This is a genomic window from Halobacillus andaensis, from assembly GCF_014636475.1.
GTDB lineage: Bacteria > Bacillota > Bacilli > Bacillales > Halobacillaceae > Halobacillus_A > Halobacillus_A andaensis.
The window spans coordinates 60,808-83,292 of sequence record NZ_BMEL01000002.1; the positions used below are offsets into that span (position 1 = coordinate 60,808).

General features: G+C 41.7%; 28 protein-coding genes. 23 read left to right on the top strand and 5 right to left on the bottom strand.

Annotated elements, in window-relative coordinates:
* Nucleotides 1–26: 26 nt before the first annotated feature.
* Genes IEV27_RS07770 through IEV27_RS07780 form a run of 3 tightly spaced genes read left to right on the top strand, consistent with a single transcriptional unit; the run spans nucleotide 27 to nucleotide 1,336 of the window.
* The gene (locus tag IEV27_RS07770; protein WP_188376910.1) at nucleotides 27–497 is read left to right on the top strand and encodes a DUF948 domain-containing protein; all 471 of its coding nucleotides are present in this window, start codon (nucleotides 27–29) and stop codon (nucleotides 495–497) included.
* Nucleotides 494–766 (top strand): hypothetical protein, encoded by a 273-nt coding sequence (locus tag IEV27_RS07775; RefSeq protein WP_188376911.1) that lies wholly within the window; start codon nucleotides 494–496, stop codon nucleotides 764–766. The genes IEV27_RS07770 and IEV27_RS07775 overlap by 4 nt, the downstream gene beginning before the upstream one ends.
* 51 nt (nucleotides 767–817) lie before the next feature.
* The gene (locus tag IEV27_RS07780) at nucleotides 818–1,336 is read left to right on the top strand and encodes a hypothetical protein (protein ID WP_188376912.1); all 519 of its coding nucleotides are present in this window, start codon (nucleotides 818–820) and stop codon (nucleotides 1,334–1,336) included.
* A 223-nt stretch (nucleotides 1,337–1,559) separates the two neighbouring features.
* Here IEV27_RS07780 and splB read toward each other — a convergent pair whose 3' ends face one another.
* On the bottom strand, nucleotides 1,560–2,588 hold the full coding sequence (gene splB / locus IEV27_RS07785; protein ID WP_188376913.1) for a spore photoproduct lyase: 1,029 nt from the start codon (nucleotides 2,586–2,588) through the stop codon (nucleotides 1,560–1,562).
* Nucleotides 2,582–2,842: a transcriptional regulator SplA domain-containing protein gene (locus IEV27_RS07790; RefSeq protein WP_188376914.1), complete on the bottom strand. Its 261-nt coding sequence runs from the start codon at nucleotides 2,840–2,842 to the stop codon at nucleotides 2,582–2,584. Before IEV27_RS07790 ends, splB begins: the two co-directional genes overlap by 7 nt.
* A 139-nt stretch (nucleotides 2,843–2,981) precedes the next feature.
* Between IEV27_RS07790 and IEV27_RS07795 the strand changes: the two genes are divergently transcribed.
* The 11 genes from IEV27_RS07795 to IEV27_RS07845 all read left to right on the top strand — a co-directional run bounded on the left by IEV27_RS07795 (nucleotide 2,982) and on the right by IEV27_RS07845 (nucleotide 11,173).
* Entirely contained in the window at nucleotides 2,982–4,037 is a 1,056-nt protein-coding gene (locus IEV27_RS07795; protein ID WP_188376915.1) for an ArsR/SmtB family transcription factor, read from the top strand.
* On the top strand, nucleotides 4,015–5,247 hold the full coding sequence (locus tag IEV27_RS07800) for an MFS transporter (protein WP_229734988.1): 1,233 nt from the start codon (nucleotides 4,015–4,017) through the stop codon (nucleotides 5,245–5,247). The genes IEV27_RS07795 and IEV27_RS07800 overlap by 23 nt, the downstream gene beginning before the upstream one ends.
* Before the next feature lie 108 nt (nucleotides 5,248–5,355).
* Nucleotides 5,356–5,793 carry a GNAT family N-acetyltransferase gene (locus tag IEV27_RS07805; RefSeq protein ID WP_188376916.1) on the top strand — a complete coding sequence of 146 codons (438 nt, stop codon included), beginning with the start codon at nucleotides 5,356–5,358 and terminating at the stop codon, nucleotides 5,791–5,793.
* Between the two features lie 13 nt (nucleotides 5,794–5,806).
* On the top strand, nucleotides 5,807–6,226 hold the full coding sequence (locus IEV27_RS07810; RefSeq protein WP_188376917.1) for a hypothetical protein: 420 nt from the start codon (nucleotides 5,807–5,809) through the stop codon (nucleotides 6,224–6,226).
* A 35-nt stretch (nucleotides 6,227–6,261) separates the two neighbouring features.
* Entirely contained in the window at nucleotides 6,262–6,612 is a 351-nt protein-coding gene (locus IEV27_RS07815) for a VOC family protein (RefSeq protein ID WP_188376918.1), read from the top strand.
* 17 nt (nucleotides 6,613–6,629) lie between these two features.
* The gene (locus tag IEV27_RS07820) at nucleotides 6,630–7,130 is read left to right on the top strand and encodes a GyrI-like domain-containing protein (RefSeq protein WP_229734990.1); all 501 of its coding nucleotides are present in this window, start codon (nucleotides 6,630–6,632) and stop codon (nucleotides 7,128–7,130) included.
* A gap of 86 nt (nucleotides 7,131–7,216) precedes the next feature.
* Complete coding sequence (locus IEV27_RS07825) at nucleotides 7,217–7,504, top strand: helix-turn-helix domain-containing protein (RefSeq protein ID WP_188376920.1); 288 nt, start codon at nucleotides 7,217–7,219, stop codon at nucleotides 7,502–7,504.
* 282 nt (nucleotides 7,505–7,786) lie between these two features.
* Nucleotides 7,787–8,653, top strand: coding sequence for a nucleoid occlusion protein (noc, locus tag IEV27_RS07830; protein ID WP_188376921.1), 867 nt, complete (start codon nucleotides 7,787–7,789; stop codon nucleotides 8,651–8,653).
* Nucleotides 8,654–8,773: 120 nt separating this feature from the next.
* Nucleotides 8,774–9,547 (top strand): ParA family protein, encoded by a 774-nt coding sequence (locus IEV27_RS07835; RefSeq protein WP_188376922.1) that lies wholly within the window; start codon nucleotides 8,774–8,776, stop codon nucleotides 9,545–9,547.
* A complete protein-coding gene (locus IEV27_RS07840; RefSeq protein ID WP_188376923.1) occupies nucleotides 9,528–10,370 on the top strand; it encodes a ParB/RepB/Spo0J family partition protein in 843 nt (280 codons plus the stop codon). The genes IEV27_RS07835 and IEV27_RS07840 overlap by 20 nt, the downstream gene beginning before the upstream one ends.
* 98 nt (nucleotides 10,371–10,468) lie before the next feature.
* A complete protein-coding gene (locus tag IEV27_RS07845; RefSeq protein ID WP_188376924.1) occupies nucleotides 10,469–11,173 on the top strand; it encodes a DUF554 domain-containing protein in 705 nt (234 codons plus the stop codon).
* A gap of 18 nt (nucleotides 11,174–11,191) precedes the next feature.
* On the opposite strand, the gene yyaC is transcribed toward IEV27_RS07845, so the two are convergent.
* A complete protein-coding gene (gene yyaC, locus IEV27_RS07850) occupies nucleotides 11,192–11,806 on the bottom strand; it encodes a spore protease YyaC (protein WP_188376925.1) in 615 nt (204 codons plus the stop codon).
* Between the two features lie 92 nt (nucleotides 11,807–11,898).
* On the opposite strand from yyaC, the gene IEV27_RS07855 reads away from it, so the two are divergent.
* From IEV27_RS07855 to rpsR, 7 genes are all read left to right on the top strand, one after another.
* Nucleotides 11,899–12,915, top strand: a complete 1,017-nt coding sequence (locus tag IEV27_RS07855; RefSeq protein ID WP_188376926.1) for a YkvI family membrane protein — start codon at nucleotides 11,899–11,901, stop codon at nucleotides 12,913–12,915.
* A 26-nt stretch (nucleotides 12,916–12,941) separates the two neighbouring features.
* Nucleotides 12,942–13,859 carry a mechanosensitive ion channel family protein gene (locus tag IEV27_RS07860; protein WP_188376927.1) on the top strand — a complete coding sequence of 306 codons (918 nt, stop codon included), beginning with the start codon at nucleotides 12,942–12,944 and terminating at the stop codon, nucleotides 13,857–13,859.
* A 4-nt stretch (nucleotides 13,860–13,863) separates the two neighbouring features.
* Nucleotides 13,864–14,064 (top strand): DUF951 domain-containing protein, encoded by a 201-nt coding sequence (locus tag IEV27_RS07865; protein WP_188376928.1) that lies wholly within the window; start codon nucleotides 13,864–13,866, stop codon nucleotides 14,062–14,064.
* Between the two features lie 188 nt (nucleotides 14,065–14,252).
* On the top strand, nucleotides 14,253–15,350 hold the full coding sequence (ychF, locus tag IEV27_RS07870; RefSeq protein WP_188376929.1) for a redox-regulated ATPase YchF: 1,098 nt from the start codon (nucleotides 14,253–14,255) through the stop codon (nucleotides 15,348–15,350).
* A 136-nt stretch (nucleotides 15,351–15,486) separates the two neighbouring features.
* On the top strand, nucleotides 15,487–15,777 hold the full coding sequence (gene rpsF, locus IEV27_RS07875) for a 30S ribosomal protein S6 (RefSeq protein ID WP_188376930.1): 291 nt from the start codon (nucleotides 15,487–15,489) through the stop codon (nucleotides 15,775–15,777).
* 12 nt (nucleotides 15,778–15,789) lie between these two features.
* The gene (ssb, locus tag IEV27_RS07880) at nucleotides 15,790–16,275 is read left to right on the top strand and encodes a single-stranded DNA-binding protein (RefSeq protein WP_188376931.1); all 486 of its coding nucleotides are present in this window, start codon (nucleotides 15,790–15,792) and stop codon (nucleotides 16,273–16,275) included.
* A gap of 24 nt (nucleotides 16,276–16,299) precedes the next feature.
* The gene (gene rpsR / locus IEV27_RS07885) at nucleotides 16,300–16,527 is read left to right on the top strand and encodes a 30S ribosomal protein S18 (protein ID WP_101841900.1); all 228 of its coding nucleotides are present in this window, start codon (nucleotides 16,300–16,302) and stop codon (nucleotides 16,525–16,527) included.
* Nucleotides 16,528–16,751: 224 nt separating this feature from the next.
* Here the strand turns inward: rpsR and IEV27_RS07890 are convergent, their stop codons facing one another.
* Nucleotides 16,752–17,189: an RrF2 family transcriptional regulator gene (locus tag IEV27_RS07890; protein ID WP_188376932.1), complete on the bottom strand. Its 438-nt coding sequence runs from the start codon at nucleotides 17,187–17,189 to the stop codon at nucleotides 16,752–16,754.
* A 212-nt stretch (nucleotides 17,190–17,401) separates the two neighbouring features.
* Here IEV27_RS07890 and hmpA point away from each other — a divergent pair, with 212 nt between their 5' ends.
* Nucleotides 17,402–18,616 (top strand): NO-inducible flavohemoprotein, encoded by a 1,215-nt coding sequence (gene hmpA / locus IEV27_RS07895; protein WP_188376933.1) that lies wholly within the window; start codon nucleotides 17,402–17,404, stop codon nucleotides 18,614–18,616.
* Between the two features lie 662 nt (nucleotides 18,617–19,278).
* Here the strand turns inward: hmpA and IEV27_RS07900 are convergent.
* Complete coding sequence (locus tag IEV27_RS07900; RefSeq protein WP_188377554.1) at nucleotides 19,279–20,925, bottom strand: peptide ABC transporter substrate-binding protein; 1,647 nt, start codon at nucleotides 20,923–20,925, stop codon at nucleotides 19,279–19,281.
* Between the two features lie 396 nt (nucleotides 20,926–21,321).
* Between IEV27_RS07900 and IEV27_RS07905 the strand changes: the two genes are divergently transcribed.
* Entirely contained in the window at nucleotides 21,322–22,485 is a 1,164-nt protein-coding gene (locus IEV27_RS07905; RefSeq protein WP_188376934.1) for a pyridoxal-phosphate-dependent aminotransferase family protein, read from the top strand.

The window sequence follows — 22,485 nt, forward strand, 5'->3', positions numbered from 1 at the left end:
ATTTAACAAAGAAATGAGGTTTTTGCATGGATTATCTAGGTATTGGTGTTTTAATCATCGGCATTGTATTTGCCATCGTGTCCATTTTCTTGATTAAAACTCTTAATAATTTAGCAAATGTACTAAAAGGTGTAGATAAAACAGTTGTAAAATTACCAGATCAGTTAGATCAGGTAATGTCACAAACGAGTGATGTGCTTAATACCAGTAATGACACCCTGGCTGATGTAAATGAAAAGATCAAAGCATTAAGCCCGCTGTTTTATATTGTAGGAGATATTGGAGAGTCATCACGTAAATTAACTTCATCCTTAGTCGATGCTACAGCTTCGATGAAGAAGAATACATCATCAGGCGAAACGAAGGTAAAAGAAAAAGATGTTAGTGGTTTATATGGCGCCGTAGCTCTTGGTTACTATCTAACACAACGACGAAAAGCGCTAAAGGAAGCAGCTGCTGGCAGTAAGGCTTCCATGGCAGCTAATAAAGAATCATGAGTCACACCATTAAAGAACGAAAACAATCTAATAAACTAAGCACAGGCATTGCCCTTTGTGCAGGTTTATTGGGCGGCGCATTGTTACGTTCTAAACTGGCACCCGACGACCCTTCCATTCGTAAAACGACAAAGGATTACGTAAAAGGCAAGTACACCGCCAAAACGGACAAGCTTAATGAAGTAGGTAAGCGGAAGTATGAACGGTTTCAGATTAAAAAACAAGGGCTCAAATCTGAAGCTAGAAAAGATGCGATTACTCAAAAATAATACACGCTGCAAAAAAATAAAATTTTTAAGAACCGAAAGGGGAACCCTATTATGCCAAATCAACAACAGTCTCAACAATCACAATCACCAAAAGGAAAATTATCTCTAGCTATTACGGTTGGAGCTATTGTCGGAGGTGCTCTCGTATTAGCTAAAAGTGAGACAGCCCGTACACGAATTAAAGAAACATCCTCTTCTACGAAAGACTCTGTCAGCCAATATGTAGCTGATGTGAAAGCTGATCCGACGGGAGCCAAAAATGATCTTCTTGAGCGTATTCAAAAAACAGCAACGATTACAAAAGAGGCACTGAATAAAATTCAAGAAATCCTTGATAATCAAGGCAAAGAAATCTCTGAAAAGGTTCAGGAAGTCAAAGATGAATCTCAAGATATTGTATCTACAGCTAAAGACGCTGGAGATGAATTAAAAGATGTAGGCGATAAAGTGAAAGAAGCCAAAGAAGAGCTGACAGACTCTGCGGAGGATGAAGTAGCTGCTACTTCAAGTAACGACCTAGATGATGATACAGACACGGACCACACGGTAACGAAAAGCCCAATTAACTAATGAACTATAAAAAATCCCTTCTGTACCTATAGCTGGTGTCAGGAGGGATTTTTTCATTAGGTTCCCTTTCAGTAACAACAAGCACTTTGTTGCATTGATGGTTAGGGGATTTGCGACACTCGTCCTCAAAAAGGGAGTAAATTCCTTAACCATCAAATATCAACACACTCTTTAAACAAAGCCTATATAAAGAAAGCAGCCAAGCTGTAGACTGGCTGCTGTTTCACGTGAAATATTCTAACCTGGCTTCAGGGAAATGCTGTTCAATGTATCCACCCAGGGTTTCTTTCATGTCTTCCTGCTTATCTTTTTTGTAAACGTATTTCCCAATGCCATATCGTCCCCATTTATATTGGCGTTTCTCTTCATCCATTTCAAGCTTAGTCATCGGATAGTTTTTCTGAATGACTCGTTTGGCCGGCTGCGTAAAACGGTGCTGAATCAGTTCAAACGTTAAATCTTTCGTGGCGTAATCCGGCAATTTGTCTTCCAGCTTTTCAAAAAGCTCGCGGTACCCCTCTTTCCATTCATCGTACAAATAAATGGGAGCAATAATAAATCCTAAAGGGTAACCAGCTTCAGCCACTTTAGCGGCCGCTTCAATCCGTTCATCTAACCTTGAGGTTCCAGGTTCTAAAAATTTAATCACGTAATCGGCATTTAAACTAAAGCGAAAGCGTGTGCGCCCATTATGTTCAGCATCAAGCAAATGATCAACATGAGCGAATTTTGTTACAAAACGGAGGCGTCCGTGCTCGGATTTCCCAAAGTACTCAATGGCTTCTTTTAATGTGTGGGTGAGGTGATCCACTCCAACAATATCGGATGTACACGAAGCTTCAAAGCGGGTTTCCTCCGGCGCACGTTCTTTCATGTACTGTTCAGCGGATTCGAAAATTTCATCGACGTTGACATAGGTGCGAATGTACGGTTTGCTTCCCATCGTCGTTTGCAAATAGCAATAATGGCAATGACCCATACAGCCGGTGGCAAAAGGAATCGCATACTCAGCGGATGGTTTGGACGTGTCGAACTTTAGCGTTTTTCGAACGCCTACAACAAGCGTAGACTTGGCCACTCTGTACTTTTGAAAATCGTTCTCCCCAGGGAGGTTTCGTACTTGGTTGTGAGAGGTGGTTTCTCTGATTTCAATGTTCATGTCTTCAAATTTCTTTTTTAGTTTACGGCCTAAAGGATACTCTAAGGCTCTAGGCTCAATATAGACAAGCTGAGGAACAAATGGCTTTACCACTCCAGCCCCTCCTCGTGTGTAGAGCCGAAGCTTTCTTCATAAGCCATTTCTGCTTCAGCCATCGAAGGATACACGGCGATCGTATCGTCCAACGGAAAGTAAGTTTCATATAAAAATAAGGCCAATTGTCCAGGCCGCTCAGGGTCGTGGACGACAGCTGCTTCTTGAACATTGGCGACATTGTACGTATGAGGATTGCGATAAATAACATAGACAATGTCTCCTGCTTGATAATTCTGATTGCCAGCTTCCATTACGTTCACACCTTTCTTATGGTGCTCTCATTTTTCCACGAGAGATCAAAAATATGTATTCGGATTGTTTTACAATAATTGTTGAATATTATGTTCAATAATTATAGAATTTAAGTAACGATTCGAATGAGGTGATGAAATGGAAGTTATTCAATTCAATAGTAAAAAAAGAGAAACGTATCGCGTGCGAGTCGAACATTCGATATTATTTGAATGTGCATTAGGCATTGCGGCGCTGACGAATCATTCATTGATTGATACGCTGGAAAAGAAGAACTGGCACAAAGAACGTTTTGACGAGATATTAAAAAATGAACTATCTTACGTAGAAATGCATAACACGTGGAAAGCACTCCTTCAGATTTTACATCATGACTCCTTCTCCTCCCTTCAAGACTTTACTCAGTTTATTCAACAAATAGAAAGCGAAACATTAAAGTATGTCAGCCTTCCTTATTTAGGAGAAGCTTTAGAATCCACCCGAAAGAAAGCTTCTAAAGGGCAGAAAGAAGCCATTCGACAATTATCAAACGAAGCAAGCGATCATTCTTTCTTTCCTGCTTACATTCAATTCATTAGTGAAGTAGATGAATTAACGTTAAAACAGCACTTACAAAACGTTATGACGTATTGGTATGAAGCGGTCGTAGCGCCTGAAGAAGAAGAGTTGAAAGATTTATTAGAGCGGGACCATGATGCAAAAGAAAAAATGATACACAAATTAGAGCCGGAGGCATTTGTCGAGTGGGCGACCGGGGGAATTACCTATCATCCAGAACCAAGCGTTCATCATGTGTTATTAATCCCGCATTATACCTATCGTCCATGGAATGTGGAAGCCGACCTTCCTGATACAAAAGTTTTTTATTATCCGGTATCAAACGACAGCATATATAAAAACGATCCATATATTCCGAGTCAAATTCTTGTGCAGAAATATAAAGCGTTAGGAGATGAAGTCCGGTTACGATTAGTAAAATACTTATACGAAAAAGAAAGGTCACTTCAAGAGCTGACAACGATTTTACAAATGGGAAAGTCTACCCTTCATCACCATTTGAAAATGTTGAAGTCGTCCCGGATTGTTGAATCCAGCCATTCGACCTACCGATTGAATAAACGTACAATCGACACCATGCCAATTGACCTTGAGCAATTTCTAGGAAGAAGTGATGATGAAGCATCACGCGATTGAACATAAAGAGCAGCGGCAGCCGGAATGGAAGCGAAATTATCCTGCATTTCGCTTAATTGGAGGAAACGTTGTATCTTTCGTTGGAGATCAAATTTATTTACTTGCGCTTCCTTTAATTGTCCTCGTTTTAACAGATTCCGCCCTTGCTATGGGAGTGGTTGCTTTTTTAGAAAGGCTTCCGATCTTACTTCAGCCCATGCTTGGGGTGCTCGCTGACCGGCTGAATCGAAAGCGGATTTTATTGGTTTGTGATGCAAGCAGAGGGTTGATTGTGGGCGTTATCGCGCTTCTTTTTATGGTAGATCAACTAACAGTATGGCATATATACAGTGCGGCTTTTATGATGGGGCTGCTCAGTCAGCTTTATAATACGTCTCAATTTGCCGTACTTCCTTATTTCGTTCGTGAAAATGATTTAGAGAAAGCGAACGCTGTCAATACAGGTCTGTTTCAAACAGCGATTTTTTTAGGGCCTGGCCTTGGAGGGATCGTCGTCAGCTTGTACCATCCCGGCTATGCGCTTATGATCAACAGCTTTAGTTTTTTGGCCGCCTGGTTAGCCGTAAAGAGCCTTCCGATGCCACAAGTTGAATCAGAAGAACGACGAACATGGAAAGTATGGGGAGATATAAAAGAGGGATTTCGCCACGTCTATCAGATGAAGCCGATTTTATTTACGAATGTGGCTATGATGTTTTCTATATTTGGTACTACTTTATTTTTAACGATGATGGTTTTTCATCTTAAGGGGTCCATAGGCTTATCGGCGAGCGCCATAGGCTGGCTGCTCTCCGTGGGCGGTGCGGCAGCTATTGGGGGAGCTTTTCTGACGCCTTTTTTAAAAAGACGGTGGAGCTATCAACAAATTTTATTTACCGCCTCTTTCATAGGGGGCTTATCACTTATTGGATTTAGCTATATGTCTTCGTTTCTCGGTTTAATGGTCATGAATGCGGTGGGCACTTTTGCTGCCTCCGTTCAAAGCCCATGTATTATCACGATACGTCAAAAGCTTACGCCAGCTCGTTTACTTGGCAGAGTGCAAGCCACCAGCCGATTCATCAGCTGGGTTTCTATGCCTGCAGCTGCGTTATTAGCCGGAGTGATATCGGAATGGTCGAGTACGAGTGTGACGATATTTATAGGAGGAACGGTTACGACTTTAGCCTCTATTGTGTATCTGCATCCTTCCTTGAAAATGGCTTCATAAGATGTGACAGAATTGTGGGATTTAGAAAAATGTCTTCAAAAGAAGGTATCTCCTTTGTTTTAATGGAAAGAAGATAGTATGAGAATTTATATACAAGGAGAAATCTTTATGAATATCACACACGCTACATTAGGAGAGATTGAAGAAATTACGCCCCATTTAGGGGAATCTCTTAAAGAAGGCTCTCGTGGTTATTATCAAATCGAACAAGACCAGGCGACGAAAATGGTCCAGGATGTTTTAAATGATGATGGGCAGATTCAAGTCGTGAGGGAAGACGATAAAGTTGCAGGGTGGGTCCTTTATGGTCAGCAAAAAGACAGTTTTTCCGGAGAAAATATAGGATTTATTTATGACTTGTACGTTTTGCCCGATTATAGAAGCAGAGGGTTTGCCAAAGCGATGATGGAAAATGCTCTGACAGAGTTGAAGCTCCAGGGGATGACGTCCGTAAGGCTGGTCGTTTATGCAGGAAACGAAGCCAAACAGCTTTATGAGAAGCTGGGATTTGCAGAAAACCGCACAGTGATGAATAAACCTCTGTAAAAGGTTGGGACCTATGAGGAAAATAGCCTTATGCTTCATGTGTATATGGTTCATCGGGGGAGGGACGGTCTCAGCCATCAGCTGGGAGTATCCTTTCGTCGTATGGGACGGCGGGGTTTATCAAGTAACGGAAGAACCCGTCGAAGAAGTAGGAGAACCGATCGGGGAAGTAGAATCTAAGCCGGACGATCAAGGCGACTATAGAGGAAACGCTTCGAATGCCTATGACATTGGGACAACCTACTATTCCATTCCTGCTGCCGATCCGAACGAAGAAATTGCGGTAGCTGTAGAAAATGATGAATATGTTAAAGCCGTCTATGAGAATGAAGCACCAAAAGGCGCTTCATTTTACATTGCTGCTTTGTTCATTGGGATCACAGTCATTACCTTACTTATTGTGCTGTATTTACGTAGGTTAAAAAAGAAATAATTGTTTCACGTGAAACATGATGAGGAGGTTTGTTTATGAGTCCGATTTTAAATGAGATTGGTACAACTTTTATTCCTGTACGAGATATTGAAAAAGCTCGTGATTGGTACTGTGAGTTACTAGGCGTTAAAGCTGACGGAGAAATATTATTTGGGCACCTTTATATTCTTCCTATGAAAGGAACAGGCATTGTGCTGGACAGCAAAATTTATTCCAAGGATGCGGTGTTTAACGTTCCGGCTTTTCATTTTAATACAGAGGACATTAACGAAGCCTATCAGTTTATGAAAAGTAAAAATGTTGATCTCTTGACTGAAATTGAACATAATCAATGGTTTACTTTTAAAGATCCTGATGAAAATATGCTTATGGTATGTGAATGTTGAGAGGAATGAGTAATCGTATGCCCACCATAAAAGAAATCGGTGAAATGAAGCTTGTTGGTTTTAGAGTGTTTTGTGAAGAAGGCGGCCAATACATACATGAAATTCCTAAAGCCGCGGCTGAACTTGATAAAAGAAGAAACGAAATTTGTCATCTCTTATCACCAGAATGCCAAATCGGTGCTTTTATTATTCAAACCAGCTCTATTGAAGAAGATGGATATTGGGTAGGTTTTCCTGTTCGTGAGATTGAACATGTACCTGATGAGATGACTTCTTTAATCATTCCATCACAAACGTACGCTTCTTTGCATGTGGAAGGCTCGAACGATAAGATTCGCCCTGCCTATGAGCAGCTGCATGCATGGATGCAAAAGCATCATTACCCACGTTTATTACATAAATGGCATCTCGAAAAATATACAATGTGGGGCAATAAACAGAACGTAGAGGTTGAATTATTGGATACGACAGAACGGCAGGACCCTGCGAAAAATGACGAATATTCAAAGAAAATATAGTATTGAATGAAACATAAAAAGGGTATAGTACTACACCGAGTGAAAAAGGTGTATGGCCATTGCCCTTTATTCATGGAGGGGTTTGTATGGATGTGTTACTTGCTTTAGGGATTGCCGCAGCTGGATATTTTATTGGTGACGGTTTGAAAAATTTTAAAAATCCATCGGCACCTGACTTCTTAAGCAAGCTTGATGATGAAGATGATCACCAATTGGTGAAGCAAAAGGATGTTCATTATGTTCTAGGGGTGTCGAAAGAAGATGGACAGCAGCTTCTTCGAGACCATCCGGAAATTCCTCATGTGACGATTAATCAAAATGTGTATTACCCGAAAGATCAGCTTAAAGCATGGGTGAGAAAAATAGGAAGTTAATTTTTTTAATCAAAGTAGTCGAAAATTTGAAGATTACCTTTTACAATGAGTAATAGATTTTAATTTTATCAACGTATACGATGGGGAAAAAGCGAGCTTGTAATTATTCGATTTACTTCATGCTTTTCATAGCCAACATATGATAAAATAGATTAAGAGTGAAAAAGGCATACGCATGCGCAGCAGCTCGACAGCCTGCAGCGCTTTTTTCTATTTTTATATGAAATGTTTCACGTGAAACATTAAGATCGTGTGCTTGATCGAAAAAGGTGGTGTCTAATCGTGTTACATCCTTTTAGCCGTCTGTTCGGACTGGGGGATAAGTCGGACCCTGAGAATCAGGAAAATCAACACGAAGAAGAATATAATCCCGACGAAGTAATCCAAGTTCCTGTCGATCGTGTTCAACCGAACCGATATCAGCCAAGAGCCATTTTTAATGAGGAAAAAATTAGTGAACTTGCCCAGACGTTACATACACATGGGATGATTCAACCGATTGTTGTACGTCGACTGAACGAGGATCAATTTGAGCTTATTGCCGGTGAACGCAGGTGGCGAGCTGTCCAGACCCTTCAATGGGAGACCATTCCAGCTATCATTCGAGATATGGATGATGCTCAGACAGCCTCAGTAGCTCTCATTGAAAACCTTCAACGTGAAGAATTAACCGTTATTGAAGAAGCGACGGCTTATGCAAGGCTTCTTGAAATTCATGACCTGACACAAGAAGCATTAGCTCAGCGCTTAGGAAAAAGTCAATCGACCGTAGCGAATAAGCTGCGTTTGTTAAAGCTTCCGGAATCTGTGCAGTATGCGGTTATGAATAAAGATATTACAGAACGTCATGCCAGAGCTTTAATTGCAGTAAAGGATGAAGAAAAGCAAGAAAAATTACTGCAGGAAATTATTGAGAAGCAGCTCAATGTAAAGCAGACAGAAGAGCGCATTAATAAAATGAATGATTCTACTCCGAAGAAAAGAAAACCGAGATTAAAAGGCGTAAATAAAGATATGAGAATCGCCATGAATACCATTCGTCAATCGTTAGATATGGTGACAGATACAGGTGTCGATTTAGAGACGAACGAAGAGGATCATGAAGATTATTATCAGTTTACGATAAAAATACCGAAGAAAAAATCATAAATCTCCAAGACTCACCCATCTTACTTTGTCATGAGATGGGTGTTTTTAACAGGCACCTATTTTAGGGAGAGCGTTTCATGATTGAATGACATTTATTAGAACAAAAAGGCAGGTGACAGCATGGGCAAAGTCATTTCCGTGGCTAACCAAAAAGGTGGCGTTGGCAAAACAACAACAGCTGTAAATTTGAGTGCATGCCTGGCTTACTTAAACCACAGGGTTCTCCTCGTCGACATTGATCCTCAAGGAAACGCGACCAGCGGTGTAGGGGTTGAAAAAGGCAGCATTGATCAATGTATTTATGATGTATTGGTTGACAGCGTCAGTGCCGAAGACGTACGAACACCAACAATGGTGCAAAATCTTCATGCGATTCCTGCCACCATTCAGCTTGCAGGAGCCGAAATTGAACTGGTACCAACGATTTCCAGAGAAGTAAGGTTAAAGAAAGCCATTGATGAAGTGAAAGAAGATTATGATTATGTCATTATTGATTGTCCGCCTTCTCTCGGCCTTTTAACGATCAACTCTTTGACGGCTTCAGATTCCGTTTTAATTCCTGTTCAATGTGAGTATTATGCTTTAGAAGGATTAAGCCAATTGTTAAACACGATTCGTCTTGTCCAAAAGCATTTAAATAAGAACCTGATGATTGAAGGTGTGTTATTAACGATGCTTGATGCACGTACAAATCTAGGGATTCAAGTCATTGATGAAGTGAAAAAGTACTTCCAGGATCGAGTCTATCAATCAATCATCCCTCGTAATGTCCGCTTAAGTGAGGCTCCCAGTCATGGAAAACCAATTATTTTGTATGATGCGAAGTCACGTGGTGCTGAGGTTTATCTAGATCTAGCGAAGGAAGTGGTGGCAAATGGCGAGAGGGTTAGGTAAAGGAATTAATGCTCTTTTTACTGATTTTAATGCAAAAGAAGAGGAAGAATTTCAGGAAGTTAAGGTAAAGGACTGCAGACCCAACCCATATCAACCTCGGAAACAGTTTGCGAAAGAAGCCATCGAGGAACTGTCTCAATCGATTCAAGAACACGGCATTCTGCAGCCTTTAATCGTCCGTAAGAGTATTAAAGGCTATGAAATCGTTGCGGGTGAACGTCGCTTTCGTGCGGCTAAGCAAGCCGGATTAGAGAAGCTGCCGGTTATTGTGAAAGATATGACGGACGAACAAATGATGGAAATCGCATTGCTTGAGAATCTGCAGCGAGAAAATTTAACACCTATTGAAGAAGCGCGTGCCTATCAAAATTTAATGAATACGCTAGAGGTGACACAGGATGTGCTCGCTCAACGACTTGGCAAAAGCAGATCTCACATCGCGAATTTTGTTAGACTGCTAAGTTTATCACCAGAAGTCATTAACAAAATTAACGAAGGAACGCTGTCAATGGGGCATGGACGAGCACTATTAGGGTTGAAAGATTCAACAAAAACCACGGCTGTGGTTGAACGTATTGAAGCCGAGCGTTTAAATGTAAGACAGACAGAAAAGCTGATTGCGGAGCTCAATGAACGAAAAATGAAGAAAAAGCCGCAGCAGCCTGAAAAAGATATCTTTATTAAAGAAAGAGAAGAAACACTTAGAGAACGTTTAGGAACAGACGTAACGATTCATAAAGGAAAGAAAAAAGGAAAAATCGAGATCGAATTTTTCGATAATGATGACCTTGAACGGATTTTAAACTGGATCGATCATAAGTAAATGGAAAAAGGGTGATAGGCCTGGCGGGGGTTCTGACCAGGTCTTTTCTACCTTTACATATCGTTTCACATGAAACATGGCTATTGGAGAGAGCAGATATGGCATTATTAGGTACGATCGTCAATGGAATTTGTATTATCATCGGTACGTTATTGGGGCTGTTTTTCACGAAAATACCTGAGCGGTTTAAAGAAACCGTCATGAGCGGTGTAGGTTTGGCTGTATTGCTCATTGGCTTGCAGATGGGGTTTGAGACCGAGAATATTGTCATTGTCCTGCTTAGTTTACTCAGTGGAGCTATCATTGGCGAGGCTCTTCATTTAGAAGAGAGACTGGAGTATATTGGGCGTGTCATTGAACGAAGATTTATAAAGCCTAATCAAACCTCTACGATGGCACAAGGTTTTATTACGGCCTCGCTTATTTTTGGGATTGGAGCGATGTCTGTCATTGGAGCATTAGATGGAGGATTACGAAATGACCACGAAATCTTAATTACGAAGGCGGTCATTGATGGGTTTGTAGCGTTAGTATTAACCTCCAGTTTAGGTGTAGGTGTTATTTTTTCAGTGATTCCCGTTGTGCTCTACCAGGGGTCCATCGCTTTGCTGGCTACTCAAATCAATCGTTGGATTCCTCAAGATATGCTGGATTTGTTTATCGTGGAAATGACGGCTACGGGTGGTCTTCTTATTGTCGCGCTTGGTTTAAACTTATTGAAGCTTACAAAAATTCGAGTCGCAAATTTACTCCCATCTTTATTGATGGTGGGGATCATCTTATATATCGCAGAAATGTTTTAACAGCAGTGAGGGAGAAGCTCATTGCTGTTTTTTTGTAGCGGCTAAAAAGTTTTGATAGGGTTCATTTCTTAACCTTTCATTCATTCGTTTGGCTTCTGTTAATCGAAGAGAAGCTGCAATTTTTGCTGACATGTTCATCACTAAATGAAGTCTTGTATTTTGCAGGACGACATATTCCATAAATCCTCCAACATTCACGAGGCCGCTAATATGATAATCGCCGACAGCAGGTAGGTCTTTGTTTAAGGCGGCTCCAGGTGTGAGTGAACCTTTTCCAAAAACAATAGAGCCGATGGAAGCTTTTTTTCCTAAGCATGCGTCGATGGCAAGAATCGTTGGTTTAGGGTGAAGGCGGTGGATAGCTTTTAACGTATCATTCAGGTTTAACGCGTGAACGGGCTCCTCAAGGGTTCCGTAAATATGAAAGCTTTGCATGGATTGATCTCTAAGCATCGAACCGACTAAAGGTCCCAGGGAATCACCTGTGGAACGATCTGTGCCTATACAGACGACAACAATATTTCTTTTTACGGGCAGGGCTTCATACAGGATGTTGCTTAACTGATCGCACATGAAAGGATCATCGGATTGAAAACGGTGCTCGCTTTTTGGAAACTTGTCCTTCCTATTCATAGCTTCTCCTCCACACACATATTAGTAACAGTATATAAAGCTGTTCGAGTTTCTATACGTAGCAAATACATAGAGTGGGGAGCGGTTCTTACATGATGGCAGGATTGAAGTGGATGTTCTTAATTATCGGAACGATGATCGGTGCAGGCTACGCTTCAGGCCGTGAGCTGTGGCAGTTTTTTGGACAAGACAGCAGTTTAGCTATTCTTTTATTTACTATTATGTTTATGATTTGTTGTGTGTCCATTATGAGCATTAGCTATGAACAGCAGACGGGTCATTATTTACCTGTTTTGCGGAAAATTGTCGGCCGGCATCTTACTGGTGTGTATGACTGGATGATCATTGTTTATTTATTTACAACGACGGTTATTATGCTGGCGGGCAGCGGTGCAACGTGGGAAGCTTTTAACTATTCCTATAAGCTGGGCGTGCTTGCGATTGCCGTTCCGCTGATTCTGCTTTTTGTATGGGATGTGAAAGGGATCGTAGCGGTGAATAGCCTGGTTCTCCCGTTATTAATCGGAGGGTTATTGTTTATTCTTATGATGTTTATTACCGATCAAGAGCTTTCACTCTTTGGCCATCTTCATGAGACAAGCAATTGGATGGCAGCCTTTCCGTTTACTGCATTGAACGTTCTGCCTTTAATCGCTGTGCTTGGAGCGATAGGGAATCGGATGAAAAGCAAAAAGGAATTGTGGGTCGCCAGTGTGGGAAGCGGGCTTGTGCTTGGCGGCGTCTCCTTTTTATATAATAATAGTTTGATTCAAATCGCTGATGAAATCCTCGTCTATGAAATTCCTCTATTTGCGATCTTGCAGCATTACCCTTATTCCATGATGATTTTTATGTCGATTATGATGTGGATTGCGATTTTTACCACAGCGGCTTCAGGGACGTTAGGGCTTGTTACGAGATTTCGTGACTATTGGGAACAGCCATTATGGATCGTTGCCTTTGCGATCGTAGCGATTATGCTTCCATTTACTTCATTCGGCTTTTCTACGCTTGTAGGGTATTTGTATCCTCTATATGGCCTGCTCAATTTGTACGTATTACTATCACTGCTCATTTATCCCGTAGTGCATCGATTTAAAATAAGCTGAAAACCTGTTAAAATAGATCTCATATAATGAGAGGCAGGGGAGCAGCTGTGGAGGATGCGTTAACAAAATGGGATGAGGCCGTAGACTACGTTACAGGGCCTGAATTATGGTTTGCTGTCGGACATGGTACTTTAAAGATTATCTTAATTCTGATTATTTCTTACTTAATTATTAAGGTCGGACAAAGACTCATCTCACAATTTTTCTTAAGACGCAGGGAAGGCCCTTTCTCGATCACGGAGCGGCGTGAAGCGACGCTTAAGAAACTGATTATTAATGCCTTAACATATGTCGTTTATTTCACCGCTTTTATTATGATCTTAGAAACGTTCACTCTTGATATCGGAGCTCTGCTGGCTGGTGCTGGGATTGCCGGTCTTGCCATTGGCTTTGGTGCTCAGAACCTCGTTCGTGATATTATTAGTGGGTTCTTTATTATTTTTGAAGATCAGTTCTCTGTTGGCGACTACATTCACGCTTCGGGTGTGGAAGGTATTGTTGAAGAAGTTGGAATTCGAACGTGTAAAATCAAAGGATTCACTGGAGAAGTTCATATCCTGCCAAACGGAAATGTGACACAGGTAACAAATTATTCCATCTATAACAGTTATGCTATTGTGGATGTAAGTATTGCGTATGAAGAGAATATTGAACGAGCGGAACATGTCATTGCTGAATTGCTTGAAGAGCTTCCGGAAATCTATCCTGAAATGGTGGCCGTGCCTGAATTGCTCGGGGTGCAGAATTTAGGAGCTTCTGATGTTGTGATTCGTATTATGGCTGAAGTGGAGCCGATGGAACATTTCTACATATCACGCGTGATTCGAAAAGAAGTGAAGACTCGTCTTGATATGGAAGGAATAGAGATTCCTTTCCCTCGCTTAGTCATGTATTCGCGTCATGATCAAGAAACGGCGCAAGAGCCATCAAAAACAGGAGGTTAATCAAATGGTGGAGAAAACGTACGAATTAAATGATATTGTTCAAATGAAAAAAGCCCACCCGTGTGGGGAAAACCGCTGGAAGATCATACGAATGGGTGCAGATATTCGCATTAAATGTGAAGGGTGCGGCCATAGTGTTATGATCCCGCGTAAAAAGTTTGAGTCAAAGCTTAAAAAAATTGTTGAAAAAAGTGAAGAAGAATAATAAGTTATTAGGATTTTGATCCGGTACTTTATTTATTTTTATGATTTCAATAGATCAAAAGTAAAAAACAAGCTCTTAACAGTGCTTGTTTTTTACTTTTTGTATAGGTTGTTATTTTTCTGTGGAGTATCTATAATTGGTATGACCAACATACATGTATGGAAATCCTTAAGGAGTGGAAGTTTTATATGGCACTAACAGCTGGAATTGTAGGTTTGCCGAACGTGGGGAAATCTACATTATTTAATGCAATTACACAGGCCGGAGCTCTATCTGCGAACTATCCGTTTGCTACGATCGATCCTAACGTTGGGATTGTAGAAGTACCGGACCCTCGTTTACAGAAGCTTACTGAACTGGTTAACCCTAAGAAGACCGTTCCGACAGCTTTTGAATTTACAGATATTGCGGGCATTGTAAAAGGGGCGAGTAAAGGAGAGGGACTTGGAAACCAATTCTTATCTCATATCCGCCAGGTGGATGCAATTTGTCACGTCGTCCGTGCATTTGAAGATGAAAATATTACACACGTTTCAGGGCAGGTTGATCCCATTTCAGATATCGAAACGATTAATCTGGAGTTGATTTTAGCTGACCTTGAGACCGTATCGAAGCGTATCGACAGAGTCGCTAAAATGGCTCGTCAAAAGGATAAAGATGCAGTAGCTGAGTATGCCGTCCTTGAAAAAATTAAGGAAGCTTTAGAGAACGAAACGCCGGCTCGAGCGGTTGAATTCTCCGATGATCAGCAGAAAATTGTAAAAGGTCTCCATCTATTAACTTCTAAGCCTATTCTTTACGCTGCTAATGTAAGTGAAGATGAGATTGGCGCAGAAGATAATGAACGCGTGAAGCAAATCCGTGAGTTTGCAGCGAATGAAAATGCGGAGGTCATTGTCGTTTGTGCAAAAATTGAAGCGGAAATTGCTGAGCTGGATGGAGAAGAAAAGCAGGAATTTCTCGAAGACTTAGGCATTGCTGAATCTGGACTGGATCAGTTAATTAAAGCGACGTATAACCTGCTTGGACTCGCTACGTACTTTACAGCAGGCGAGCAGGAAGTACGCGCCTGGACATTTAAAGAAGGCATGACCGCTCCGCAGTGTGCCGGCATTATTCATACCGACTTTGAACGCGGGTTTATTCGTGCTGAAACCGTATCCTACGATGATTTAGTAGATGCAGGTACTATGGGAGCAGCGAAAGACCGCGGTCGCGTTCGACTTGAAGGGAAAGATTATTTAGTGAAAGATGGCGACGTTATTCATTTCCGTTTTAACGTATAAGCGAGGATCTCTCCGTTAACTATTGTTTTTATACTAGACTTTTGATATAATACAACATTGTGAGTAATTATAGTTGAATTACTCCTTGCTCCTTCAACTAGAAGGAGCCGTTAAGTCCATAAGGAGGTGAACACGGATGAGAAAATACGAAATTATGTACATCATCCGCCCAGATATCGAGGAGGAAGCTAAATCGAACGTAGTTGAGCGTTTTAGCGGGATTCTTTCTAATAATGGTGCGGAGATCGAAGAAGTTAAAGAAGTAGGTAAGCGTCGTCTTGCTTATGAAATTAACGACTATCGTGATGGCATTTATGTAACTGTTAACTTCAAAGGCGATCGTGATGCAATCAACGAATTCGACCGTCAAGCGAAGTTCTCTGATGACGTAATCCGTCATATCGCTGTACGTGAAGATGATCAATAAGGAGTGGTTCTGATGTTAAATCGTGTCGTTTTAGTCGGCAGATTAACGAGGGATCCGGATTTACGCTATACGCCAAACGGAGTAGCTGTTGCCAACTTCACTATTGCTGTGAATCGCCCATTCTCTAACAACCAAGGAGATCGGGATGCCGATTTTATCAACTGTGTCGTTTGGAGACGAGCAGCTGAAAACCTCGCTAACTTTATGAAAAAGGGCAGTCTTGTTGGAGTTGATGGGCGTTTGCAGTCTCGCAGCTTTGACAACCAAGAAGGAAAGCGTGTGTTTGTAACAGAAGTTGTTGCGGACAGCGTACAGTTCCTGGATACGAAAGGCGGTTCTCCACAAGGACAAGGTGGAGGCGGCCAGCAAGGATTCCAGCCAAATCAGAATCAACAGCCAAATAACTTTAACACCAACAATAATAATAACAACAATGAGGATCCTTTCGCAGATAAAGGTGAACCAATTGATATTTCAGATGATGATTTACCATTCTAATTAAATGTAAGGAGGGAAAGCCATATGGCACGTCGTGGACGCGGTAAACGTAAAAAGGTGTGTTTTTTCACAGCTAACGGAATTACACACATCGATTACAAAGATACTGACTTGCTAAGACGTTTCATTTCCGATCGTGGGAAGATTCTTCCTCGTCGAGTAACTGGAACTTCTGCCAAGTACCAACGTAAATTGACTAAAGCGATCAAACGCTCTCGTCAAATGGCTCTATTGCCGTACTCTGCTGAATAATAGCGGATAACAAAAGCCTTGAAGTCTATTAGTAGACTTCAAGGCTTTTTTGTTTTGGTCTAGGAAATCAAGCTTTGGATAAATGGACTTGAAGAGCGACATCCGGCTCCAGCACCCAGACCCTCGCGTCATAAGCAATCCGCCTTGCGGAAGGGAAGGACGCCTTCCTCCAGACGTTTTGCTTAGGCGTTTCGTGTCTACCAGGGCGCTTGCGCTTTTGTGCATTATTTCATATCCATTAACACTTGTAATTCATCTTTATTGGCCAGTAAATCATCAAGGGTGTATTGATCGAGAACATTTAAGAAAGCATATAAGGCGTCATTCAAAATATGTTTCAGCTTACAGGCAGGTGTAATAACGCAATAGTTTCGATCCTGGTCAAAGCACTCTAATAAATGAAAATCGTCTTCCATGGCCCGCACAACGAACCCGATATTAATGTCTTTAGGGGCCTGTGCTAGTTTAATCCCACCGCTTCGTCCTCGTATCGTTTCAAGCATCCCCAATTTGTTTAACTGATGAACGATTTTCCCTAGATGATTCTCTGATATATGAAAAACTTTAGATATTTCTCCTTTACTAGCAAGCTCTCCGTCTGGCTTGGAAGCTGTATAAATCATAACGCGTAACGCGTAATCCGTGTATTTCTTTAAACGCATAGGACTGACCCTCTTTTTAATAGGTTGTATTTTATATTTTATCATAGGCTAAACAGTGTGTCTCTGGAATTGTCTTGAAGGCGTGATTTTTACGTAACGGAAGAAATTAATAAATCTGTCACAAAAGATGCATTTTGAATATTGCTTTAAGGTGTTATTTGTTTCTATAATAAAGATATAATTTAAATACATCTTTTAAAGGAGTTTTTTCCATGGCTACTCAACTTAGTGAAAAAACAATTCAAACGGTAAAATCTACGGTTCCTGTGTTAGCGGAGCACGGGGAAGCGATTACAACACACTTTTATCAACGCATGTTTGCTGATCACCCAGAACTAAAAAACATATTCAACATGACAAATCAAAAAGCAGGAAGACAGCCGAGAGCGTTAGCGAATGCGGTTTATGCTGCAGCGCAGCATATTGATAACCTGGAAGCCATTCTTCCGACGGTGGATCAAATTGCAGAGAAACACCGCAGCTTGAATGTTAAGCCGGAGCATTATCCCATTGTTGGCGAATACTTATTAGTAGCGATTAAAGAAGTATTAGGGGATGCAGCTACAGATGACATCATTGAAGCCTGGGGAGAAGCATACGGGGCGATTGCTGATGTGTTTATTCAAGTTGAGCAGGAAAAGTATAATAAAGCGAAGGAACAAGAAGGCGGATGGCTTGGCTATCGTGACTTTACGGTAGTCAAAAAAGTGAAAGAGAGTGATGTGATCACTTCTTTTTATCTTGAACCTAAGGATGGAGGAATCATCCCTCCTTTCCGGCCTGGACAGTACATTACCGCTCAAGTGAGTCTCCCTGATAGTGAATACACTCAATTGAGACAATACAGCTTATCCGATGCGCCTGGAAAAGGCTATTACCGTATCAGCGTAAAAAGAGAAGACGGCAGCGAGGAACAGCCGGATGGTGTCGTTTCTACATTTTTGCATGAGCAGGTAAATGAAGGTGATATTTTACCAATTACAGCACCTGCCGGAGAATTTTACCTTAATGAAGAAAGCACAAACCCGGTCGTATTCATAAGCGGAGGCGTAGGACTTACGCCAATGATGAGCATGTTGAATCGTTTAGTTGATCAAGATTCAGATCGTGACGTTTATTTTGTACATGCCTCTCAGAATGGTGAAGTACATGCGTTTAAAGGAGACATCGCTCAATTTGAAGAACAGGCTTCTTCCGTTCAGTCTAAAGTCGTATATAGTGATCCTCATCCTTCTGATGCGGACTATGATAAGAAAGGCCATATTGATTTAGAATGGCTGAAAGCAGTGGTTCCATATGATGCTGAGTTTTATTTCTGCGGACCTGAAGGATTTATGAGAACGGTGAACGCAGCCTTAAACGACTGGGGTGTTCCAGAGGGGCAAGTCCATTATGAGTTTTTCGGTCCAGAGTTGAGTTTACAATAGAAAAGCTTACAGGCTTGAACAAAACTGAATAAAGCATAAAATAATCCGAACGATTCTATTGAAATCCGTTCGGGTTATTTATGTTAAATCGAATGTACGCCGCTCCGTCAAAATACTTCGCTTTCCGTGGGCACGGCCTCAGCTTCCTCAGAAAGCAAAGAGCGCTTTCCTGCGGGATCTTCGGCTCGCGCTGTTCCCACAGGAGTCTTCGCATTTTGACTGGAGAAAAGGAACAGGAAAAAAGCATGCTTTCCGCGGGGCATGACGGCAACTCTCCTTAGACTGTTTCCTACGGGCCTCTCCTGTCTGCTCGTCCCGCAGGAGTCGTCACTTTTTCCTTTCCTTTTATCAAAATGGGCATTTGAAAGCATCGTAGAACGAATTAGCTGTGACCCCGGAAGGCGTACTGAACATACGAATGGATTATTAAATCGATCTCTGTTTATGCCACGATGAGCGTTCGGTGGTGACGCCTGCGGGAATAGCGCGAGCCGAAGATCCACTTGGTCAAGTGAACTTCTTGACCAAGTTAGCTGAGGCCGTGCCCGCGGCAAGCATCCACCGATAAGCGATTCGTTTCCTGCCACCCTTTCTTCTATCGAGCGATAGAAACTTTTACAAAAGAAAAGCAAGCAGCGATCCGCTGCTTGCTTTTTTAAAAATTATTCTTCAACATACGCCCACTTGAATTCAAGTTCAGGACCCGTTGCTGTTGTAAATACGCCTTTAATATTAGGACGGAAAAGCTGAGCTTTAGAATCTTGATACATTGGGGCTACCGCTGCATCTTCTTCTAAAAGCAGTCTTTCAGCTTCTAAGAACGTCTCAAAGCGCTGGTCAGGTTCTTGCGCATACTCCCCGTTCGCTTGTTCAATCAGCGCATCGTACTCTTCATTAGAGTAATTCATGTTATTGTTTTGACCATCTGTCAGGTACATGTTCAGATACGTGTTCGGGTCTACGTAGTCAGGACCCCAAGTTGCGGCTTCAATCTCAAATTCAGAGTTTTGGTCACGCTCCACACGTTCGTTAAACGGAACTTCTACAACATTAATAGAAAGTCCATCAAGCACCGTTTCAAGCTGTTCTTTGTAGTAAGCAAGTACATTACTTACCGTTCCGGTGTCATCACCCAGCAATTCAATTTCAACTTCTTCTGTTCCCAGCTCTTCAAGAGCCGCTTCCCAGTGCTCTTTAGCTTTATCCTCATCATATTCAACGAGAGGACCTTGAGCGTCGCGGAAATCTTCTTCACTGTCCGGCATGTTTACAAAGTTAGAAGGAACATATCCTTCTGCAGGTACAGAACCGTCGTTCAAGATCGTATCCACGAGAGCTTGGCGGTCGATGGCATAAGAAATCGCTTTACGTACATCTACATTTGCTAAAGCTTCATTGGCTTCTTGATTAAACTTAAAGAAATACAGGTAAGGCTTTTCAGCTACATTGAAATCTTCAGTTGTCTTGTATTCATCAACGAATTCCGCATTAAGTTCCGTTTGATCCAGATCGCCGGATTCATACAAGTTTACGCCTGTAGAGATTTCTTTAATGACTTGAGCATTTACGGCTTCTAATTGAACCGTATCAGCGTCCCAATAGCTCTCGTTTTTCTCTACCGTCCAGCCTTCTTCATGATCCCATGAAGTCATTTCAAAAGGACCGTTGGCAAGTGTGTATTCAGCTTCCGTACCAAAGTCTTCTCCGTGTTCCTCAACAAAGGACTTGTTAAGCGGCATGAAGGTAACGAAAACTGTCATTGATTCAAAGTATGGTACAGGTTGTTCTAATTCAACTTCTAATGTATGATCATCTACTGCTGTGGCACCAAGCTCGTCCAATTCAGCTTCGCCATCAGCGATCGCTTGTGCATTTTTAATAACTCCACCTAAAAAGTAAGGTCCGTATTCAGAACCCGTATCAGGGTTTACCGCACGCTGCCATGCGAATACGAAATCTTCAGCTGTTACAGGGTCGCCGTTAGACCATTCGGCATCGTCACGCAGATCAAATGTCCATGTCAGGCCATCATCACTTACGGAGCTGTCCACTGCAATTCCTTCAGATAGATTCCCCTCTTCATCCAAACGATAAAGTCCTTCTAACGTTTCTCCAGCCCACTGAAATCCAACCGTATCTGTAATTAAGGAAGGATCCATACTGGAAATTTCACTTTTTGCTGTGACCGTTATTTCTTGTTCAGCACTGCTTTCACCAGAACTGTCTCCTCCATCCGATTCACCTGAGGATTCGGATTCATCTCCGCCGCTGCACGCTGCAAGGAAAAGAGCCAGCACCAGGGCGAACATCAGCCATAGGCTTTTGTGTTTTCTCAAAAAAATCTCCCCCAATTTTGAATTTTACAAAAATAAATACCTTTCTAATTATATAGACAATTCCAAATTCTTGCATTAACTTGTTTTCAGAAAAAAAAGAAAAAAATATATGAAGACGATCGAAAAAGTCCGGGAAAGCGCATCATTTGCCTATGGAAAGCGAGTTATTTTCTAAACCTTTTTCTCTGCTAAACCCTGGGGTTGTGTGCAAAAATGAAAGACTTCTGAACAAGCTCAAAAAACCTTTTGTCTGATTGTTTCGATTACATTGACAATGCCTGTTCATTTGATAGGATAAAGGAATATTAAAATTTTTCTACCGTAGATAATAGTTTGTACGTGTAGGATGTACAGGAGGGATTGTTGACCATGAATCGTGAGTGGGAGATATTGCAAATACCCGGCCCTACCCCAATACCGCCAAGTGTGGAAAGGGCGATGGTTCAGCCGATGATCGGCCATAGAGGACAGAAGTGCAAAGAATTAGTGGAAGATATTGCCCCGAGATTGAAGCCCATTTTTGGCACGACGGGTGATGTACTCGTTCTTTCCAGCAGTGGAACGTCTGCTTTGGAAGCCGCTGTTGTGAATACAACGTCTCCAGGAGATGAAGTGATTGTTGTCGTAGCAGGAGCCTTTGGTGATCGTTTTGCTAAAATCTGCAATACTTACGAACTTGATGTTCACCGTATCGATGTAGAAGGAGGAAGAGCTGTTGAAGTTGCAGCCATAGAAGAGCAGCTTCAAGCCCACCCGAATGTGAAAGCTGTTTTTATCACGCATTGTGAGACTTCAACAGGAGTGATGCACCCGGTTGAGGAAATCGCTGAGAAAGTCCATGACGCTAGTGATGCGCTGGTGATCGTAGATGGGGTTTCTTCTATTGGCGGCGCTCCTGTGGATATGGATGGTTCTGGAATCGATCTCTTAGTTTCTGGTTCACAAAAAGCAATGATGCTTCCAGCTGGACTAGCTTTTGTTGCCGTTAGCGATCAAGCGTGGAAAGTGATTAACGATAATCCACGCCCTCGTTTCTATTTAGATCTTCGCAGCTATAAGAAGAGTCTAGATAACGGACAAACGCCTTTTACACCTGCATTATCTCTATTATTCGGTCTTCAGGAAGTATTGAGTTTAATAGAAGACGAAGGTTTAGAAAACGTTCATGAACGCCATCGCGTGATGAAGGAAATGACGCGTGCTGCTTTTCGCGCATTAAACGTACCTCTATTTGTTTCTGAAGAGGATGCTTCAACTACGGTTACATCTGTACGCCCTCAAACGTTCGAAGCTGAGCAATTTAGAAAAATTGCCAATCAAGAGTTTGGTTTAATGACAGCGGGCGGTCAGCAGAATCTTAAAGGGGAAATTTTTAGAATCGGCCATATGGGTTATTCCCGCCCAGCCAATGTTCTTCAGTATATTAGTATTATCGAAATTGTCTTAAAGCGTCTTGGTCATGATTTTGAACAAGGTGTTGGAACAGCCGCAGCACAAGAAGCCTATTTACAAGCGACAAGGGAGTTGGACTAA

Excerpts from the sequence above, each read along its gene's own strand:
- IEV27_RS07795 (WP_188376915.1), top strand. The coding sequence starts at position 2,982 with ATGGAAGTTATTCAATTCAATAGTAAAAAAAGAGAAACGTATCGCGTG.
- rpsR (WP_101841900.1), top strand. The coding sequence starts at position 16,300 with ATGGCACGTCGTGGACGCGGTAAACGTAAAAAGGTGTGTTTTTTCACA.
- ychF (WP_188376929.1), top strand. The coding sequence starts at position 14,253 with ATGGCACTAACAGCTGGAATTGTAGGTTTGCCGAACGTGGGGAAATCT.
- IEV27_RS07815 (WP_188376918.1), top strand. The coding sequence starts at position 6,262 with ATGAGTCCGATTTTAAATGAGATTGGTACAACTTTTATTCCTGTACGA.
- IEV27_RS07890 (WP_188376932.1), bottom strand. The coding sequence starts at position 17,189 with ATGCGTTTAAAGAAATACACGGATTACGCGTTACGCGTTATGATTTAT.
- IEV27_RS07845 (WP_188376924.1), top strand. The coding sequence starts at position 10,469 with ATGGCATTATTAGGTACGATCGTCAATGGAATTTGTATTATCATCGGT.
- rpsF (WP_188376930.1), top strand. The coding sequence starts at position 15,487 with ATGAGAAAATACGAAATTATGTACATCATCCGCCCAGATATCGAGGAG.
- IEV27_RS07780 (WP_188376912.1), top strand. The coding sequence starts at position 818 with ATGCCAAATCAACAACAGTCTCAACAATCACAATCACCAAAAGGAAAA.
- IEV27_RS07865 (WP_188376928.1), top strand. The coding sequence starts at position 13,864 with ATGGTGGAGAAAACGTACGAATTAAATGATATTGTTCAAATGAAAAAA.
- IEV27_RS07800 (WP_229734988.1), top strand. The coding sequence starts at position 4,015 with ATGATGAAGCATCACGCGATTGAACATAAAGAGCAGCGGCAGCCGGAA.
- IEV27_RS07855 (WP_188376926.1), top strand. The coding sequence starts at position 11,899 with ATGATGGCAGGATTGAAGTGGATGTTCTTAATTATCGGAACGATGATC.
- IEV27_RS07805 (WP_188376916.1), top strand. The coding sequence starts at position 5,356 with ATGAATATCACACACGCTACATTAGGAGAGATTGAAGAAATTACGCCC.
- IEV27_RS07840 (WP_188376923.1), top strand. The coding sequence starts at position 9,528 with ATGGCGAGAGGGTTAGGTAAAGGAATTAATGCTCTTTTTACTGATTTT.
- yyaC (WP_188376925.1), bottom strand. The coding sequence starts at position 11,806 with ATGAATAGGAAGGACAAGTTTCCAAAAAGCGAGCACCGTTTTCAATCC.
- IEV27_RS07820 (WP_229734990.1), top strand. The coding sequence starts at position 6,630 with ATGCCCACCATAAAAGAAATCGGTGAAATGAAGCTTGTTGGTTTTAGA.
- IEV27_RS07900 (WP_188377554.1), bottom strand. The coding sequence starts at position 20,925 with ATGTTCGCCCTGGTGCTGGCTCTTTTCCTTGCAGCGTGCAGCGGCGGA.
- IEV27_RS07790 (WP_188376914.1), bottom strand. The coding sequence starts at position 2,842 with ATGGAAGCTGGCAATCAGAATTATCAAGCAGGAGACATTGTCTATGTT.
- hmpA (WP_188376933.1), top strand. The coding sequence starts at position 17,402 with ATGGCTACTCAACTTAGTGAAAAAACAATTCAAACGGTAAAATCTACG.
- IEV27_RS07835 (WP_188376922.1), top strand. The coding sequence starts at position 8,774 with ATGGGCAAAGTCATTTCCGTGGCTAACCAAAAAGGTGGCGTTGGCAAA.
- IEV27_RS07770 (WP_188376910.1), top strand. The coding sequence starts at position 27 with ATGGATTATCTAGGTATTGGTGTTTTAATCATCGGCATTGTATTTGCC.
- ssb (WP_188376931.1), top strand. The coding sequence starts at position 15,790 with ATGTTAAATCGTGTCGTTTTAGTCGGCAGATTAACGAGGGATCCGGAT.
- IEV27_RS07810 (WP_188376917.1), top strand. The coding sequence starts at position 5,807 with ATGAGGAAAATAGCCTTATGCTTCATGTGTATATGGTTCATCGGGGGA.
- IEV27_RS07905 (WP_188376934.1), top strand. The coding sequence starts at position 21,322 with ATGAATCGTGAGTGGGAGATATTGCAAATACCCGGCCCTACCCCAATA.
- IEV27_RS07860 (WP_188376927.1), top strand. The coding sequence starts at position 12,942 with ATGAGAGGCAGGGGAGCAGCTGTGGAGGATGCGTTAACAAAATGGGAT.
- IEV27_RS07775 (WP_188376911.1), top strand. The coding sequence starts at position 494 with ATGAGTCACACCATTAAAGAACGAAAACAATCTAATAAACTAAGCACA.
- IEV27_RS07825 (WP_188376920.1), top strand. The coding sequence starts at position 7,217 with ATGGATGTGTTACTTGCTTTAGGGATTGCCGCAGCTGGATATTTTATT.